We start from the raw sequence: 15,913 nt of genomic DNA on the forward strand, positions 1-15,913 counted from the left end.
CACGGCCGAGGCGCTGCGGGGCGAAGTCGGGTTCCGGCACCGGGCCTAACCTACCCGCAGCGCCGGAGAGCCCTCGGGGAGGATGCGCACAATCTCGCTCGCGGCGGTTAGGAGCTTGTCCACCGACTCCGCCTCGCCGATCGAGACCCGGATCCCCTCGGGAGGGAAGGCCCGCGCGCTGATGCCCGCCTCGTGCAGGAGGTCGGCGGCCTCCGCGGTGGCGTCGCCGAGCGGGAGCCAGACGAAGTTGCCCTGGGAGCGGGGAACCGCGAGACCCGCCGCGGCCAGGCCCGCCGCCACGGCCTCCCGCCGCTCGACGATGGTGTCGACGCGGGACCGCAGCTCGTCCTCGGCGTCCAGCGATGCGTCGCCCGCGGCGAGCGCCACGGCGGTCACCGACAGCGGGATGGCCGCGGCACGCGCCGCGTCGAGCAGGGGCACGGGTCCGATGGCGTAGCCGAGCCGCAGTCCGGCGAGGCCCCACGCCTTCGAGAAGGTGCGGAGAACCACGAGGTTGGGGTGCCGTCCCAGCAGCCGCGCGCCGTCGGCGGCGTCCGGATCGCGGACGAACTCCGCGTACGCCTCGTCGAGGAGGACGAGGACGTCCTGCGGCACGGCGGCGAGGAAGCGGTCGAGCTCCTCCGAGCTGACGACGCAGCCGGTCGGGTTGTTGGGCGAGCACACGAGGACAACCCGGGTCCGGTCGCTGACCGCCGCCGCCATGGCGTCGAGGTCGTGCCGGCCGTCGGCCAGCAGCGGGACGCGCCTGCTGGTCGCGCCCGCCACGGTGACGAGGCCCGGGTACGCCTCGAAGGAGCGCCACGCGTAGAGCACCTCGTCGCCCGGGCCCGCTGCCGCGGCGATGAACTGGGACAGCAGGGACACCGAGCCCGCCCCGACGTGGACCTCGTCCGCGCTCACTCCGAACCGCTCGGCGAGCCGGGCTCGCAGTCCGGCGGCCGCCGCGTCCGGATACCGGTTGAGCTCCGCGGCACGTGCGACGGCATCGAGCACGCCGGGCAGGGGAGCGAAGGGGTTCTCGTTCGAGGAGAGCTTGTAGCCCCCTTCGACCGCAGGGCGGCCCTGCCGGTAGACGGGCAGCGCGACGATCTCCGGCCGGAGCCGGACGGGCGTGCGGGGGGCGTCGGTCACGGCCGCCCATTCTATTTCGCGCCCCCGAGGGGGATGCCATAGTGGTCCGATGCGCAGGTTCGTGGTCACCGTCGTCGGCAACGCCATCGCGCTGTGGCTCACCACGCTGATCGTCGCCGGGATCGGCGTGACGCCCTACCGCAACGACGACGTCGTCGCGACCGTCCTGACCTATCTGCTCCTCGGACTCCTCTGGGGACTCGTCAACGGGATCCTGGGCACGGCGATCCGGATCGTGGCGTTCCCCCTGTACATCCTGACGCTCGGGCTGCTCGCGCTGATCGTCAACGGCCTCCTCTTCCTCCTGGTGGCGTGGATCAGCGACCTGCTCGGCTTCGGGCTGCACGTCGACGGCTTCTGGTGGGGCGTGCTCGCCGCTCTCGTCATGGCGATCATCAACTGGGCGCTCGGGCTCGTCCTGCGGCCCCTCGCGGGCGCCAAGGACTGAGCACCACCTCGACCCGCTCCTCACCGGATCCGCTCGGCGCGCCAGGCACTCGAGCGTCCCGTCCCCGCCGTGGGGAAGAGTCCGAGGATGTCGGATCGCACCCGGGACACCCGCGACTCCTCGCTCCGGTCGGCGAGCGCGAGGGTCGACCGGTACTCGGAGAGCTCGTGTCCCGGGACGGCGCGCTCCGACGGCGGCGGCCGTCCGTCGTACAGCGACCGGGTGACGACGACGCGCGAGCCGGCCGCGACCGGTCCGGCGAGCGCCGGAACGAGGTCCTCGGCGTGCTCGACCGCGAGGACCGGAACGTCCTCCGGCGGCGGTATCGCGCCGCCGGGCGACCCGACGGTGACCATGCCCGCGACCCGGAACTCCCCGGACTCCGCGAGCCGAGCGGCGATGAGCCCGCCCTGGGAGTACCCCACGAGCACGACGGGATCCCCGGGCCTCGCGCCGGACGCGCGGAGCGCCGCGACGGCCGCCTCCTGGGACTGCGCGGGAGCGCCGCCCATCGCGGCGACGTTGGATGCCATGTCCCAGGGCTCCTCGCGCGGCACCAGTCCGTGCTCGAGCGTGCCCCCGAGGTAGAGCGCGTACACCGGGCCCTCCTCTCCGTCGAAGCGCTCGACCCGGAGCTGCGGGTCGCCCTCCCGCGGAGGAGGGATCCGGGCCCCGAGCTCGGCGAGGGTGCCGGGCGGCGGAACCTCCGTGACGCCCTCTCGGCGCAGCCGGAGCGGGCCCGCCGGCACCGGACCCGGCAGCGCGCCGAGCAGCACGCGGGCCAGCCGCTCGCGCCCGAACAGCCCGGTGGTGCGGTCATCGGCGACCACAGCCGCCATCCAGGGAAGCCGGACCGCTCCGCGCACGGCGTCGTCGACCGCGCCCGCCGCGAGCCGCAGCGCGGCCACGACGCGAGGGTCGGACAGCCGCGCACGGTGCTGGGCGAGGATCGGCGCCGCCCCCGGCGCGCCCAGAGCCAGCCAGCCGGCGACGCCGAGCACGACCGGCGCCGGCACCAGCGCCAGGGCGACCGGCGCGACCGTCCCGGCCCAGTAGGCGCCGTGCCCGATGGCGGTCTCCACGCTCCTCTCGATGCCCGCCTCGGCCACCGAGTACGCGTCGAGCGCCGCCCGCAGCAGCACCGAGACGAGCCACAGGCGGTCCGCCACCCGGTCGAGCTCGAGGGCGAGGATGCGCAGCTCGTGATCCTGGGCAGCGGTGTAGAGCGAGCGGGCGATCTCCTGGAGCTCGGCCGCGAGCACGCGCGCGCGGGCGGCAGCCACGAGCAGGTCCTCGCCGGCCACCGTCACGTCGCCCCCGCCGGACACGACCAGCACGTCGCTCATGGCTGGTGCGGTATGTACGCGGCGAGGCGCGCCCGCAGCCGCTCGCAGTCCTCGCTCAGTGCCGAGATCGACGCCCGGTAGAGCCCGGCGGCGGGCGAGCGCCAGCCGACCTCGGCCAGCGCGGCGACCCGGCCGGGGAGGCCGAGGAGGGCGAATCCCGCCTCGTCCGCTGCCGCCCTATCCACCGCCTGCTCGGGTGTCACGGAGCGAGGATCGTCTCGGCACGACCCGCGAGAGGACTCACGAGGGGCTCCCGCGGACGCCGCCCGCCTCCGGTCGCCTGGGGAGGGTGGTCCAGAATGGACGACGGCGCCGCGAGGGCGCCGCACGACACGGAACGGAACCATGACCTCCCTCCCGCAGCAGCCCCTCAGCCCCCTCGACGGCCGGTACAGCGCGGCGATGGGGGAGCTCTCCCAGCACCTGTCCGAGGCCGGCCTGAACCGTGCCCGGGTCCTCGTCGAGGTCGAGTGGCTGCTGTACCTCACCGACCACGGCATGTTCGGCACCGCACCGCTTCCCGCCGAGCAGGCGCAGAAGCTGCGGGATGTGGTGACCGAGTTCGGCGCCGAGCAGGTGGAGGAGTTGGCCGGTTTCGAGGCCCGCACCCGCCACGACGTCAAGGCCGTCGAGTACTTCCTCCGCCGCCGGCTCGACGACCTCGGCCTCGGGGCGATCGCGGAGCTGACGCACTTCGCCGCCACGAGCGAGGACATCAACAATCTCGCCTACGCCCTCACGGTGCGCGAGGCCGTGACGACCGTCTGGCGGCCGCGGCTGGAGACCGTCGTCGACACGCTCCGCGAGATGGCGCTCGAGCATCGGGCCGTGCCGATGCTCGCCCGCACGCACGGGCAGCCGGCCACCCCGACGACGATGGGCCGGGAGCTCGCCGTCTTCGTCGCGCGCCTCGACCGGCTCATCGCGAAGCTCGACCGAGCCGAGTACCTGGGCAAGTTCAACGGGGCGACCGGGACCTACGCGGCCCACCTCGTCGCGGGTCCGGACGCCGACTGGCAGCGGGTCTCCCGCGAGTTCGTCACCTCGCTCGGGCTCACCTGGAATCCGCTCACCACGCAGATCGAATCGCACGACTGGCAGGCCGAGCTGTACGACCTCGTGGTCCACATCGGGCGGGTCCTGCACAACCTCTGCACCGACATCTGGACGTACATCTCGCTCGGCTACTTCCGGCAGATCCCGGTCCCGGGTGCAACCGGATCCTCGACCATGCCGCACAAGGTGAATCCGATCCGGTTCGAGAACGCGGAGGCCAACCTCGAGCTGTCCGCGGCGGTGCTCGGCGCCCTGTCCGCGACCCTCGTGACCTCGCGCCTGCAGCGCGATCTGACCGACTCGAGCAGCCAGCGCAACATCGGGGTCGGACTCGGCCACTCCCTGCTCGCGCTCGACAACATCGCGCGCGGCCTCGGCGAGCTCGCCCTCGATCCCGATCGGCTGGCCGAGGACCTCGACGGGAACTGGGAGGTGCTCGCCGAGGCCGTGCAGACGGTGATCCGCGCCGAAGTGGCGGCCGGCCGCAGCTCGATCGCCAACCCGTACGAGCTGCTGAAGGAGCTGACGCGGGGGCGTCGCCTCGACGCCGCGGGGCTGCGCGACTTCGTCGCCGGACTCGACCTGCCCGAGGACGCCAAGGCCCGACTCGCCGCCCTCACCCCCGCGAGCTACACGGGTCTCGCCGCGGAGCTGACGGGACTGGTCGCCCGCTAGGGTCTGCCGTCGGGATTCGAGTCCGTGCCGCCCGCGGGCGGCGCCTTCGGGTCCCCGGCGACCAGGGCGAGCATCGCGAACGCGACCAGCGACACGATGAAGGCGACGCCCAGGAAGATCACCGCGAGCCCGATGTCCCGGGCCGTGATCAGCACCACGAGCCCCGCGAACAGGCCGACGGCCAGGGAGAGCCCGATCAGCTCCGCGGGCCGGAACCGTTCGCGTCGCGACGGCTTGGCGTTCATGCTCGGCTGACCTCCTCGGCATCGGGAGCGGATGCTCCATTCGGTCCCGACCACAGCAGCGACAGCGCCGCGATGATCAGGTAGACGCCGGCGACCGCCCCGTACGCCCCCACCAGACCCACGGTGACGACGGGATTGCCCGCCGCCACGAGCACGGTCACCGCGAGGACCAGGGTGACGATCCCGAGGACGACGCGGTCCCGGGCCTCCGCTCCCGCGTCCGCGCGCCGCAGCCCGAGCAGCAGCTCGAGGAGCCCGGAGGCCGCCGCTGACAGCGCGACGGCCGGGACGAGGGCCTCCGCCGCAGCGCCCGGCGAGACGGCGAGGAGGGCGCCCGCGAGCACGCCGGTCGCGATGCCGACGACCCCGGCTGCGAGCGTGAGTGCGGCACCGATCTGCGTCGACGCCGAGCGAGAGGCCGTCGTGGCGAGCAGGAGACCCTGCAGGAAGGCGAACGCCCCGTACACCGCCATCCCGAACACCGGGTTGTGGTCGGCGGAGAAGGTGATGACGAGCGCGAGGACGGCGGCGAGGATGCCCCGCACGAGGAGCACGGCCCAGTAGCCGCGCCCGTCGTTCCGCTCGCGAGTCACTGCCGCCTCCGTCTTGCGGCCACCCCTCGGCGGCCCTGACCACCCTATTCCACCGGGAAGGGCGCTCCCTGGGGGGACGGCGAGGGCCGCGACCCCGTTCCTCGGCCTGCGCGCACCCACCGAGATGCCACGTGATGTCCCCATACCGGCCGAGTGAGAGCACCAGGTGGCACTTCGACGGGCCGGCGGCTCCGCGAGGAACCGGTCAGTGCCCGGGCGGCAGGTCGACGAAGCGCGAGTAGTGGCCGTGGAAGCCCACCGTGACGGTCCGGGTGGGGCCGTTGCGGTGCTTGGCGACGATGAGGTCCGCCTCACCGGCGCGGGGGCTGTCCTTGTCGTACGCCGCCTCCCGGTGGAGGAGGATCACCATGTCGGCGTCCTGCTCGATCGAGCCCGACTCACGCAGGTCCGAGATCGCCGGCAGCTTGTCCGCGCGCTGCTCGGGTCCGCGGTTCAGCTGCGACAGCGCGATGACCGGGACCTGCAGCTCCTTCGCGAGCAGCTTGAGCGCACGCGAGAACTCGGAGACCTCCTGCTGGCGGCTCTCGACCCGCTTGCCCGAGGTCATCAGCTGGAGGTAGTCGATCACGACGAGCTTGAGGCCGACCTTCTGCTTCAGCCGCCGGCACTTCGCGCGGATCTCCACGAGCGTCATGTTCGGGCTGTCGTCGATGTACAGCGGGGCGTCGTTGATGCGGCCACGCGTCTGGGCGAGCTTCGTCCAGTCGTCCGCCTGCAGCGTGCCCTTGCGCATGTGCTGGAGCGGGATCGCCGCCTCGGCCGACATGAGGCGCATGGCGATCTCGCTGCGGCCCATCTCGAGTGAGAAGAAGACGGACGGCAGATTGTGCTTGATGGAGGCCGCGCGCGCGAAGTCGAGGGCGAGGGTCGACTTCCCCATCGCCGGACGGGCGGCCACGACGATCATCTGACCCGGGTGCAGGCCGTTGGTGAGGTCGTCCATCTCGCTGAAGCCGGTGGGCACGCCGGTCATCGTGCCGTCCTTGCCCTGCGCGGCCTCGATCTCGTCGATGGCGACCGTCACGGCGTCGGTGAGCGGGACGTAGTCCTCGGCCTCCTTCTCGCGCGTGACGGCGTAGATCTCCGCCTGCGCGGTGTTCACCAGGTCGGTCACCTCGCCCTCGCTGGCGTAGCCCATCTGGACGATGCGCGTGCCGGCCTCCACCAGACGGCGCAGCACGGCGCGCTCGGCGACGATCTCCGCGTAGAAGCCCGCGTTCGCGGCCGTTGGGACGATGCTCGTCAGCGTGTGGAGGTAGTCGGCGCCGCCGGCGCGAGCCAGGTCGCCCGTCTTGGTGAGCTGGTCCGTGACCGTGATGACGTCTGTGGGCTCGCCGTGGGCGTAGAGGTCGAGGATCGCGTCGAAGATGACCTCGTGCTTCGGCACGTAGAAGTCGACGCCCTTGACCGCCTCGAGCACGTCCGCGACGGCGTCCTTGCTCAGCAGCATGCCGCCGAGCGCGCTCTGCTCGGCCAGCAGGTCGTGCGGGGGAGTCCGCTCGGAGCCCCGGCCGTCCCCGCGGGTGTCGGTTGCGAGCCCCAGATGAGCGATCGACATGTGTTCCTCCCCGACGCGTGCCGTGCATGACGCACCCAGTGAAGCGGATGCCCCCGACACCGGAACCCCCCGTTCCGGCACTCCTCGACGCTACAGTCAGGCGGCGTTTCCACGGTGTGCACAGAACTGTGGAGAAGATGCGGGAAAGGGGGATCGCGGTGTGCAGAGACTGTGGGAAGCGGCGGCGTGTCTCCGCGACGGGCGGCCCTGATTCAGGCCCTGACCGGCGCTTTTCCTCCTACAGCGTGAGCCTGGGGAAAAGTGCGCTCAAGGAGAAGTCGAAGGTTGGCGGCGTCCCTGGTCTGTGTACAACCCTGTGGGAACACGACAAGCGGCGGCGCAGGAGAACCTGCGCCGCCGCTTGAGGAAGGGTGCTGCTACTTGGCCGCGACCACATTCAGGGTGATCGTTGCCACGACGTCCTCCCGGAGCCGGACGGTGGCCTCGTGCGACCCCGTCGACCGGATCGACGACGGCAGCTCGATCTTGCGCTTGTCCAGCTCGCCGAGGCCCGCCGCCGAGACCGCGGAGGCCACGTCGGAGGTCTTGACGGAGCCGAAGAGGCGTCCGCCCGAGCCGGCCTTGACGGAAAGGGTCACGGCCGAGGCCTCGAGCCGCTGCTTGAGCTGCTGGGCCTCCTCGGCCGTGGCGAGCTCGCGGGCCGCGCGGGCGGCCTTGATCGACTCGATCTGCTTCTCGCCGCCGCGGCTCCACTGGACTGCGAGGCCCGAGGGGACGAGATAGTTGCGCGCGTAGCCCGGCTTGACGTCGACGACGTCACCGGGAGCGCCGAGGCCGGTGACCTCGTGGGTGAGGATGAGCTTCGACATCGGTACTCCTAGCGTCCGGACCCGGCGTACGGAAGCAGGGCCATCTCACGGGCGTTCTTCACGGCCCGCGCGATGAGGCGCTGCTCCTGCACCGAGACTCCGGTGATGCGGCGGGCGCGGATCTTGCCGCGCTCGGAGATGAACTTGCGGAGCGTCGCGACGTCCTTGTAGTCGATGACGCCGACCTTGATCGCCTTCGCGGGAGCGGCGGTCTTGCCGCCCTTCACGCGAGGCTTGCGGCTGTCGCCGCGGGACTTCCCAGCCATGCGGAATTCCTAACTGTGAAAAGAAGAGGGGAGGGGGAGGACGACGGTCCGGATCAGAACGGGGTGTCGTCGTCGTAGGAGCCGGGCGTGTTCCACACGTCCGCGCCCGACGAGGCGGGAGCGCTGGGCGCCCACGGCTCGTCCGCGCCCGAGCTGACGCCGCGGCCGCCGCCCCCGCCGCCGCCACCCGACGTGCGGGTGACCTGCGCGGTCGCGTAGCGCAGCGAGGGGCCGATCTCGTCGACCTCCAGCTCGATCGAGGTGCGGCGCTCGCCCTCCTTCGTCTCGTAGGAGCGCTGCTTCAGCCGTCCCGTCGCGATGACCCGGGAGCCCTTGCTCAGCGAGCCGGCGACGTGCTCGGCGAAGTCGCGCCACACGGACGCCCGGAGGAACAGCGCTTCGCCGTCCTTCCAGTCGTTCGACTGACGGTCGAAGGTGCGGGGGGTGGAGGCGATCGTGAAGTTCGCCACCGCGAGGCCGTTCTGCGTGTAGCGCAGCTCGGGGTCGGCGGTCAGGTTGCCGACCACCGTGATGATGGTCTCGCCGGCCACGCTCAGCGCCCGTTCGCGGGCTGCTCGGCGGCAGCCGCGGCGGCTCGGGCCACGGCCTCCTCCGCGCGCAGGACCTTCGTGCGGAGCACGGCCTCCGAGAGGCTGAGCTGGCGGTCGAGCTCCTTGGCGGCCTCGGCGGTCGAGGTGAGGTTCACGACGGCGTAGATGCCCTCGCTCTTCTTGTTGATCTCGTAGGCCAGGCGGCGACGGCCCCAGATGTCGACGTTGTCGATGGTCCCGCCGGCGGTGCGGATCACGCCGAGGAACTTGTCGAGGCTCGGGGCGACCGTGCGCTCGTCGATCTCCGGGTCGAGGATGACCATGAGTTCGTATTTGTGCGTCACTGACCCACCTCCTTCGGACTAGAACGGCTGCAGGCTCTCTGCAGCAGGAGGGTGTGTGCACGTCCGCGCCGGAGCTGAGGCGGATGCCCTCGCGTCGAGGCGGACAGCTGTACCGCGCTGACGCGGACAACCGCAGTAGCTTAGCTGGCTCCCTGGTTCTCGGGCAAGGCGGACCACCATTCGCGCAGCCGGCGCGTGGCCTCCTCCTCCCCGAGCGGTCCCTCGTCCAGCCGCAGCTCGAGCAGGTGCTTGTAGGCACGGCCGACGACGGGCCCGGGACGCACGCCGAGGATCGCCATGATCTGCTCGCCGTCGAGGTCCGGGCGGATCGCGGCGAGCTCCTCCTGCTCCTCGAGCTCGGCGATCCGGCGCTCGATGTCGTCGTACGCGGCCGCCAGCCGCTCCGCCTTGCGCCGGTTGCGGGTCGTCACGTCTGCGCGGGTGAGGATGTGCAGCTGCTCGAGCTGGTCGCCCGCGTCGCGCGCGTACCGGCGCACCGCCGAGTCCGTCCAGGCGCCCTCGGTGTAGCCGAAGAACCGCTGATGCAGCTCGATGAGCTTCGCCGTGCGATCGATCGTGTCGTTGTCGAAGCGCAGCGCGCGGAGGCGCTTGCGGGCGAGCTTCGCGCCGACGACGTCGTGGTGGTGGAAGGTGACGGCCCCGCCGCGCTCGAACCGGCGGGTGGCGGGCTTGCCGATGTCGTGCAGGAGGGCGGCGAGCCGCAGGACCAGGTCCGGCTCGTGGTCGCGCCGGCGCTCCAGCTCGATCGTCTGCTCGAGCACCGTCAGAGAGTGCTCGTAGACGTCCTTGTGCCGATGCTCGGCGTCGACCGTGAGGCGGAGGGCCGGCAGCTCCGGGAGGATCAGGTCCGCGATGCCGGAGGCGACCAGGAGCTCGAGTCCCGGCCGCGGCGCGGGCGCGAGGAGGAGCCGGGCGATCTCCTCCTTCATCCGCTCGGGCGAGACGATGCCGAGACGGTCGGCGAGGCGCCCCATGGCCGCCCGGGTCTCCTCCTCCACCGCGAAGCCGAGCTGGGCGGCGAAGCGTGCCGCTCGGAGCATGCGCAGCGGATCCTCCGAGAACGAGACCTCGGGCGCCTGCGGAGTGCGAAGCCGGCGCCCGAGCAGATCCTCGATGCCGCCCGTGGGATCGACGAGGACCCGGGCCGGCAGGCGCAGAGCCATCGCGTTCACCGTGAAGTCGCGGCGGACGAGATCCTCCTCGAGGGTGTCCCCGAAACGGACCTCGGGCTTCCGGGAGTCCGGGGTGTAGGCGTCCGACCGATAGGTGGTGATCTCGACCTTCTCGCCCGAGACGCGCGCGCCGATGGTCCCGAAGGCCCGGCCGACGTCCCACCGGGCGGAGGAGATGGGCGTGACGATCTCGAGGATCCGCTCGGGACGTGCGTCCGTCGTGAAGTCCAGGTCCAGGGCCGGCCGGGAGAGGAAGGCGTCGCGGACGGGCCCGCCCACGAGGGCGAGCTCCGCGCCCGCCGCCTCGAACGCGGCGGCCAGCCGGGCCACCGGGGGAGAGGTCGCGATGGCCGTGAGGCGGTCGAGAGCGGCCGCCGCGCTGTCCATGGGCATCCATGCTAGTTGCCGGGGAGCGCGGTACCCCACCGCCTAGACTCGCTGTCCATGGGAGGGTGGAGGTCGGCCGGCGCCCCCGACGGTCCGGCGTGAGGCGCGCGCTCCTTCCCGCGCTCGCTGTGGCCCTCGCGGCATCCGCTCTGCCCCTCCCCCCGGCGTCCGCCGCGACCGAGGACGAGCCGGTCCTCTCCCTCACCCTCGCGTCGGCCACGGGAGTGGTCGCACCGGGCGCCGACCTCGTCGTGTCCGGCACGGTGACGAACCTGGGGACTGCGGCCACCGGCACCGGGACCGTGACGGTCGGACTCACCGCCCAGGACGCCGAGCGCGCCGAGATCCAGGCGGGCCTTTCGGATCCCGCGTCGGTGGAGAGCCGTCCGGTCGCGACGCTCGCCCTCCCGTCGCTTCCCGCCGGCGCCTCCGCGCCCGTCGCCCTCACCGTTCCGGCGGCCGACGTCTCCGCCGCGCTCTCGCGGGCGGACTGGGGCGCGCTCCTGCTCACGGGCCGGGCCGAGCTCGGCGGGACTCCCGTCGCGCACTCCTCGTCCGGGTTCGTGTGGAGCGACGGAGACGCTCCCGCTCCGCTCCGCGTCGTCACGATCGTGCCCTTCACGACCCCCGGCGACACGGAGGGACTGCTCGACGCCGAGACGCTGAACGCCTACCTCTCGGCGGACGGCGTGCTGCGCGCGAAGCTGGACGCCGTCCGGGGTACCCCTGCCGCGATCGCCCTCGACCCGCGCATCCTCGCGTCCATCCGGGCGCTCGGCACCGACGCTCCGCCGAGCGCCGTCATCTGGCTCGCGGACCTTCGGGCGGCCGGCAACGTCATATTCCCGCTGAGCTATGCGGACTCCGACCTCAGTCTCCAACGCGCGGCCGGAGCACCCGCCGTGCTGTCTCCCGGCTCGTTCGAGTCGTCCCTCGACCCCGACGACTTCGCAGCGGGCGCCGTGGCGGAGGCCACTCCTCCTTCCACCGCGCCCCCTGCCGCTCCGACCCCGTCACCGTCGCCCACCGAGGGCGCCGGGACCCTCCCCACCGCGGAGGACCTGCTCCGCTGGGACTACACGTTCGGCGATGTCGCATGGCCGACGACGGTCCGGCCGGGCGACCTGCCGTTCCTGACCGCCGCCGGCTACACCCGCGCGCTCGTCCCGAGCTCCTCGCTCGCCGACCCGCCGTCCCCGCTGCCCGCTACCGCCACCATCGAGGGCAGCTCCGCTCTCATCGTCGACTCCGTGCTCTCCGATGCGGTGTCCGAGGCCGCCGCCGCGACCTCCGAGGCCGCCGGACGAGCCGCATTCGGCGATGCCACCGCCCTCCTCGCCGCGACGGCCGACGAGGCGGACACCGAGACCACCGTCATCGTCGGCATGGACCGGGGCTGGCCGAGCAGCACCGCCTCGACGGCGGCCGCCCTCGCCGCGCTGCGTGCCCTGCCCTGGGCGGCGCCCGCCGCCCTGGACGCCGTGACCGGGACAGGACCCGACCTCGCGATCCGCGGGGACCAGCCGGCGGACCCGCGCGTCCCCGCCGCGTCGCTGCTGATCCAGGACGACGCGGCGATCGGCCAGTTCGCGAGCGTGCTGGAGCGCCCCGAGCTGCTCACGGGACGGGAGCGGCTGCGCCTGCTCGCCGTGCTCTCCGCCCAGTGGCTCGAGTTCCCGCAGGCCTGGCAGACGGCGGCGAACGACCTCCACGCCCGCTTCGACGCCATCCTGCACTCCGTCACGATCACTCAGACGAGCCTGCTCGTGCTGAGTCCGGACATCGACGTCCCCGTCTACGTCCAGAACGACCTCGACTTCCCGGTGCGAATCGTCCTCACCGGGCGCCCCAGCAACGCCCGGCTCCTCGTGGAGAACGCCGAGGCCGTCATCGACCCCGGCACCAGTCAGCGGGTCGGGCTCCCGGCTCGATCCATCGCGAACGGCCGCGTCACCCTCGCCGTCACGGCCTCCAGCCCTACGGGCATCCCGGTCGGCGACACCGCGTTCATCACCGTCGACGTGCAGGCGGAGTGGGAGGCGGTCGGCACCGCGGTGGTCATCGGGCTCGTGGCCGCGCTGTTCGGCTTCGGCCTCTGGCGCAGCATCCGACGGCGACGGCGAGCGTCCAGGACGGCCGAGTGAGCGGGATCGGGCGCGCCAGCGCGCTGCTCGCCTCCGGAACGGTGGTCTCGCGGATCCTCGGCTTCGTCAAGGCCGTCGTCATCGCCGAGGCCATCGGCGTGGTCGGCAGCACCAGCGGAGACGCGTATGCCGTTTCGACCATAGTTCCGAACAGCATCTACGCGATCATCGGCGGCGGGCTGCTCAGCGCGATCCTGGTGCCCCAGATCGTGCGGGCGAGCGCCGCTCCGGACGGCGGCAACGCGTACATCAGCAAGCTCGTGACCCTGGGCCTCACGGGCTTCGCCCTGATCGCCGCCGCCGCGACGCTCGCGGCCCCGCTCCTCGTGTCGCTCTACTCGTCGAACCGTCTGGACATCGGTCTCGCCACCGCCTTCGCCTTCTGGTCGCTGCCGCAGGTGTTCTTCCTCGGCATGTACGCGCTGCTCGGCGAGGTGCTGAACGCGCGGAGGGCGTTCGGCCCGTTCACCTGGGCACCCGTCGCGAACAACGTCGTCGGCATCGCGGCGATCCTGCTCTTCGTCGCGATCTTCGGCTCCGACCAGCATCGGACGGGCGCCGACTGGTCTCCGGCGATGATCGCCCTGTTTGCCGGCGGCGGCACGCTGGGCATCGCGGCGCAGGCGCTCCTCCTCGTCCTCTTCTGGCGCCGCGTGGGGCTGCGCTACCGGCCGGACTTCCGCTGGCGCGGGGTGGGCCTCGGCACCGCGGGCAAGGCCGCGGGATGGACCTTCGCGATGCTCGTCGCGAGCCAGCTCGCCGGGCTCGTGCAGACCAACGTGGCGAGCCTCGCGAGCGGCCAGGGGGCCAGCGTCCTCACGCTCAACAACGCCTGGCTCATCTTCATGCTCCCGCACTCGGTCATCACGGTCTCGCTCGTCACGGCGTTCTACACGCGCATGAGCCAGCACGCCGCGGATTCGAACGACACGGGCCTGAAGTCGGACATCTCGGTCGCCCTGCGCTCGGTCGCGCTGGCGATGGTGCTCGCGACCGCCGTGCTGATGGTCGTCGCGCTGCCCTTCGGCCGTGTCTTCAACCCCGGGTTCGGTGACGTCCAGCAGATGGCCGCCGTGATCATCGCCTACGTCCTCGGGCTCGTGCCGTTCTGCCTGCTCTTCGTCGTGCAGCGCTCCTTCTACGCGCTCGCGGACACGCGCACGCCCTTCCTCTTCACCACTGTGCAGATCGCCCTGGTGACCGGGGGAGTGCTGCTCTGCGCACTGCTGCCCGCCCGCTCCATCGCGGTCGGCATTGCGGCGGTGGTCTCCGCGGCCGGCACGGTCCAGCTCCTGCTCGCCGCCTTGCTCCTGCGCCGGCGCCTCGGCCCCGGGGCGGGGAAGGGGCTCGGACGCTCGCTGCTGCTCGACCTGATCGCGGCGGTTCCGGCCGGCGCCGCCGGATGGGGTCTCCTCGTCCTGCTCGGCGGAACCTCCGACGGCGGATTCGCGGTATCCGGGATCCTGCCCGCTGTCGCGTCCATCGCCCTGATCGGAGCGGCGATGAGCGCCGTCTACGGCGGTGCGCTGCTGCTGTTCCGCTCGCCGGACCTCGCCCCGCTGGTGTCCCGGCTGACGCGGCGCTGAGCCTCCCGGCCCTGGAATAGGCCGCGGCTAGGATGTGTTGACCCGGGAGCGGCGGCTGACAGGCCGGCGCCGGAGACAGCCGAGGAGCGTCGCAGTGCGTCAGATGATCATCATCGGGTCGGGTCCCGCGGGCTACACCGCGGCCATCTACGCGGCCCGCGCCGAGCTGAAGCCGCTGCTTCTCGCGAGCTCCGTCGAAGCGGGCGGTGAGCTGATGAACACCACCGACGTGGAGAACTTCCCGGGCTTCCCCGAGAGCATCATGGGTCCGGATCTCATGGACCGGATGCGTCTGCAGGCCGAGCGGTTCGGCACCGAGGTCGTCTACGACGACGTGACCGAGGTCGACCTCACCGGCGACGTCAAGCGCGTGACCACCGGCAACGGCGACGTCTACGAGGCGCTCTCGGTGATCGTCGCGACGGGGTCCGCCTACCGCAAGCTCGGCCTCCCCGACGAGGATCGCCTCAGCGGCTACGGGGTGTCCTGGTGCGCGACCTGCGACGGTGCGTTCTTCCGCAAGCGCGTCATCGCCGTGGTCGGCGGTGGCGACTCCGCGATGGAGGAGGCGACCTTCCTGACGCGGTTCGCGGACAAGGTCTACGTCATCCACCGGCGCGACACCCTGCGGGCCTCGAAGATCATGCAGCAGCGCGCGTTCGAGAACCCGAAGATCGAGTTCGTCTGGAACAGCCAGGTCGTGGGGATCGCGGGCGAGACGGCCGTCGAGGGCGTCACCCTGCAAGACACCGTCACGGGTGAGCAGCGCGAGCTCGAGGTCACCGGGCTGTTCATCGCCGTGGGCAACGACCCCCGCGTGCACCTGTTCCACGGTCAGCTCGACCTCACGCCGGAGGGCACTCTCGCCGTCGAGGGGCGCACCTCGCGCACCAACCTCCCCGGGGTGTTCGCGGCCGGCGACGTCATCGACCCGACCTACCGCCAGGCGGTCACCGCAGCCGCGTCCGGCACCGTCGCCGCGCTCGACGCCGAGCACTACCTCGCCTCCCTCCCGGAGGAGCTCCTCGCGCCCGCCAAGGGCGCCGCGGAGGAGGGCAGCGCTCCCGTCGCCGGCAGCACCGTCAACCCGGACGGCGAGCTGGTCGCCCAGCCCTGAGGCGATCGGGCCGAAACCCCGCCAGTACACTCACACTGGCGTTCGTTCCCAAGGAGGATCAGTACATGGCCAATCTCAAGGATGTCACCGACGCGACGTTCCAGCAGGACGTGCTCGACTCGGACAAGCCCGTTCTCGTGGACTTCTGGGCCGAGTGGTGCGCTCCCTGCCGCGCGGTCGGCCCCGTCCTCGAGAAGATCGCCGAGGAGAACGGCGACAAGATCGAGATCGTGAAGCTCAACGTGGACGACAACCCGGAGACCGCGGCGAAGTACCACATCACCTCCATCCCGGCGATGAAGGTCTACCGCGGCGGCGAGGTCGTCAAGTCGGTCATCGGCGCGAAGCCCAAGCCTGCACTCGAGTCCGAGCTGGCAGCATTCCTCGCCTGACCGACGGAC

17 protein-coding genes are annotated in these 15,913 nt (G+C 72.0%); 6 read left to right on the plus strand and 11 right to left on the minus strand.

Annotated features, from left to right (window positions below; translation table 11 throughout):
- Positions 1 to 45: 45 nt before the first annotated feature.
- Positions 46 to 1,152: a histidinol-phosphate transaminase gene (locus J3P30_RS05665; protein ID WP_307807410.1), complete on the minus strand. Its 1,107-nt coding sequence runs from the start codon at positions 1,150 to 1,152 to the stop codon at positions 46 to 48.
- Positions 1,153 to 1,201: 49 nt separating this feature from the next.
- Here J3P30_RS05665 and J3P30_RS05670 point away from each other — a divergent pair, with 49 nt between their 5' ends.
- Complete coding sequence (locus J3P30_RS05670; RefSeq protein WP_210479976.1) at positions 1,202 to 1,600, plus strand: phage holin family protein; 399 nt, start codon at positions 1,202 to 1,204, stop codon at positions 1,598 to 1,600.
- 20 nt (positions 1,601 to 1,620) lie between these two features.
- On the opposite strand, the gene J3P30_RS05675 is transcribed toward J3P30_RS05670, so the two are convergent.
- Positions 1,621 to 2,946 (minus strand): alpha/beta fold hydrolase, encoded by a 1,326-nt coding sequence (locus tag J3P30_RS05675; RefSeq protein ID WP_210479977.1) that lies wholly within the window; start codon positions 2,944 to 2,946, stop codon positions 1,621 to 1,623.
- Entirely contained in the window at positions 2,943 to 3,149 is a 207-nt protein-coding gene (locus tag J3P30_RS05680; protein ID WP_210479978.1) for a hypothetical protein, read from the minus strand. Before J3P30_RS05680 ends, J3P30_RS05675 begins: the two co-directional genes overlap by 4 nt.
- Before the next feature lie 142 nt (positions 3,150 to 3,291).
- On the opposite strand from J3P30_RS05680, the gene purB reads away from it, so the two are divergent.
- On the plus strand, positions 3,292 to 4,677 hold the full coding sequence (purB, locus tag J3P30_RS05685) for an adenylosuccinate lyase (RefSeq protein WP_210479979.1): 1,386 nt from the start codon (positions 3,292 to 3,294) through the stop codon (positions 4,675 to 4,677).
- On the opposite strand, the gene J3P30_RS05690 is transcribed toward purB, so the two are convergent.
- From J3P30_RS05690 to J3P30_RS05725, 8 genes are all read right to left on the minus strand, one after another.
- The gene (locus J3P30_RS05690) at positions 4,674 to 4,922 is read right to left on the minus strand and encodes a hypothetical protein (RefSeq protein ID WP_210479980.1); all 249 of its coding nucleotides are present in this window, start codon (positions 4,920 to 4,922) and stop codon (positions 4,674 to 4,676) included. The genes purB and J3P30_RS05690 overlap by 4 nt on opposite strands.
- Positions 4,919 to 5,515, minus strand: coding sequence for a hypothetical protein (locus J3P30_RS05695; protein WP_210479981.1), 597 nt, complete (start codon positions 5,513 to 5,515; stop codon positions 4,919 to 4,921). Before J3P30_RS05695 ends, J3P30_RS05690 begins: the two co-directional genes overlap by 4 nt.
- Before the next feature lie 205 nt (positions 5,516 to 5,720).
- The gene (gene dnaB, locus J3P30_RS05700) at positions 5,721 to 7,094 is read right to left on the minus strand and encodes a replicative DNA helicase (protein ID WP_210479982.1); all 1,374 of its coding nucleotides are present in this window, start codon (positions 7,092 to 7,094) and stop codon (positions 5,721 to 5,723) included.
- A gap of 377 nt (positions 7,095 to 7,471) precedes the next feature.
- On the minus strand, positions 7,472 to 7,924 hold the full coding sequence (rplI, locus tag J3P30_RS05705; RefSeq protein WP_210479983.1) for a 50S ribosomal protein L9: 453 nt from the start codon (positions 7,922 to 7,924) through the stop codon (positions 7,472 to 7,474).
- A gap of 8 nt (positions 7,925 to 7,932) precedes the next feature.
- Complete coding sequence (rpsR, locus tag J3P30_RS05710) at positions 7,933 to 8,190, minus strand: 30S ribosomal protein S18 (RefSeq protein WP_210479984.1); 258 nt, start codon at positions 8,188 to 8,190, stop codon at positions 7,933 to 7,935.
- A 53-nt stretch (positions 8,191 to 8,243) separates the two neighbouring features.
- A complete protein-coding gene (locus tag J3P30_RS05715) occupies positions 8,244 to 8,741 on the minus strand; it encodes a single-stranded DNA-binding protein (RefSeq protein ID WP_210479985.1) in 498 nt (165 codons plus the stop codon).
- A gap of 2 nt (positions 8,742 to 8,743) precedes the next feature.
- Complete coding sequence (gene rpsF / locus J3P30_RS05720; protein WP_246853049.1) at positions 8,744 to 9,064, minus strand: 30S ribosomal protein S6; 321 nt, start codon at positions 9,062 to 9,064, stop codon at positions 8,744 to 8,746.
- A 161-nt stretch (positions 9,065 to 9,225) separates the two neighbouring features.
- On the minus strand, positions 9,226 to 10,665 hold the full coding sequence (locus J3P30_RS05725; protein ID WP_210479987.1) for a CCA tRNA nucleotidyltransferase: 1,440 nt from the start codon (positions 10,663 to 10,665) through the stop codon (positions 9,226 to 9,228).
- 98 nt (positions 10,666 to 10,763) lie between these two features.
- Between J3P30_RS05725 and J3P30_RS05730 the strand changes: the two genes are divergently transcribed.
- The 4 genes from J3P30_RS05730 to trxA all read left to right on the plus strand — a co-directional run bounded on the left by J3P30_RS05730 (position 10,764) and on the right by trxA (position 15,904).
- Entirely contained in the window at positions 10,764 to 12,809 is a 2,046-nt protein-coding gene (locus tag J3P30_RS05730; RefSeq protein WP_210479988.1) for a DUF6049 family protein, read from the plus strand.
- Entirely contained in the window at positions 12,806 to 14,395 is a 1,590-nt protein-coding gene (murJ, locus tag J3P30_RS05735) for a murein biosynthesis integral membrane protein MurJ (RefSeq protein WP_210479989.1), read from the plus strand. The genes J3P30_RS05730 and murJ overlap by 4 nt, the downstream gene beginning before the upstream one ends.
- A gap of 94 nt (positions 14,396 to 14,489) precedes the next feature.
- Positions 14,490 to 15,512 (plus strand): thioredoxin-disulfide reductase, encoded by a 1,023-nt coding sequence (trxB, locus tag J3P30_RS05740; protein WP_210479990.1) that lies wholly within the window; start codon positions 14,490 to 14,492, stop codon positions 15,510 to 15,512.
- 65 nt (positions 15,513 to 15,577) lie between these two features.
- Positions 15,578 to 15,904, plus strand: coding sequence for a thioredoxin (gene trxA, locus J3P30_RS05745; protein WP_210479991.1), 327 nt, complete (start codon positions 15,578 to 15,580; stop codon positions 15,902 to 15,904).
- Positions 15,905 to 15,913: the final 9 nt, after the last annotated feature.

The organism is Naasia sp. SYSU D00948, from assembly GCF_017916515.1.
In the GTDB taxonomy this organism is placed as follows: Bacteria; Actinomycetota; Actinomycetes; order Actinomycetales; family Microbacteriaceae; genus Naasia.

Excerpts from the sequence above, each read along its gene's own strand:
- J3P30_RS05670 (WP_210479976.1), top strand. The coding sequence starts at position 1,202 with ATGCGCAGGTTCGTGGTCACCGTCGTCGGCAACGCCATCGCGCTGTGG.
- J3P30_RS05675 (WP_210479977.1), bottom strand. The coding sequence starts at position 2,946 with ATGAGCGACGTGCTGGTCGTGTCCGGCGGGGGCGACGTGACGGTGGCC.
- purB (WP_210479979.1), top strand. The coding sequence starts at position 3,292 with ATGACCTCCCTCCCGCAGCAGCCCCTCAGCCCCCTCGACGGCCGGTAC.
- J3P30_RS05690 (WP_210479980.1), bottom strand. The coding sequence starts at position 4,922 with ATGAACGCCAAGCCGTCGCGACGCGAACGGTTCCGGCCCGCGGAGCTG.
- dnaB (WP_210479982.1), bottom strand. The coding sequence starts at position 7,094 with ATGTCGATCGCTCATCTGGGGCTCGCAACCGACACCCGCGGGGACGGC.
- rplI (WP_210479983.1), bottom strand. The coding sequence starts at position 7,924 with ATGTCGAAGCTCATCCTCACCCACGAGGTCACCGGCCTCGGCGCTCCC.
- rpsR (WP_210479984.1), bottom strand. The coding sequence starts at position 8,190 with ATGGCTGGGAAGTCCCGCGGCGACAGCCGCAAGCCTCGCGTGAAGGGC.
- rpsF (WP_246853049.1), bottom strand. The coding sequence starts at position 9,064 with ATGGTCATCCTCGACCCGGAGATCGACGAGCGCACGGTCGCCCCGAGC.
- J3P30_RS05725 (WP_210479987.1), bottom strand. The coding sequence starts at position 10,665 with ATGGACAGCGCGGCGGCCGCTCTCGACCGCCTCACGGCCATCGCGACC.
- trxA (WP_210479991.1), top strand. The coding sequence starts at position 15,578 with ATGGCCAATCTCAAGGATGTCACCGACGCGACGTTCCAGCAGGACGTG.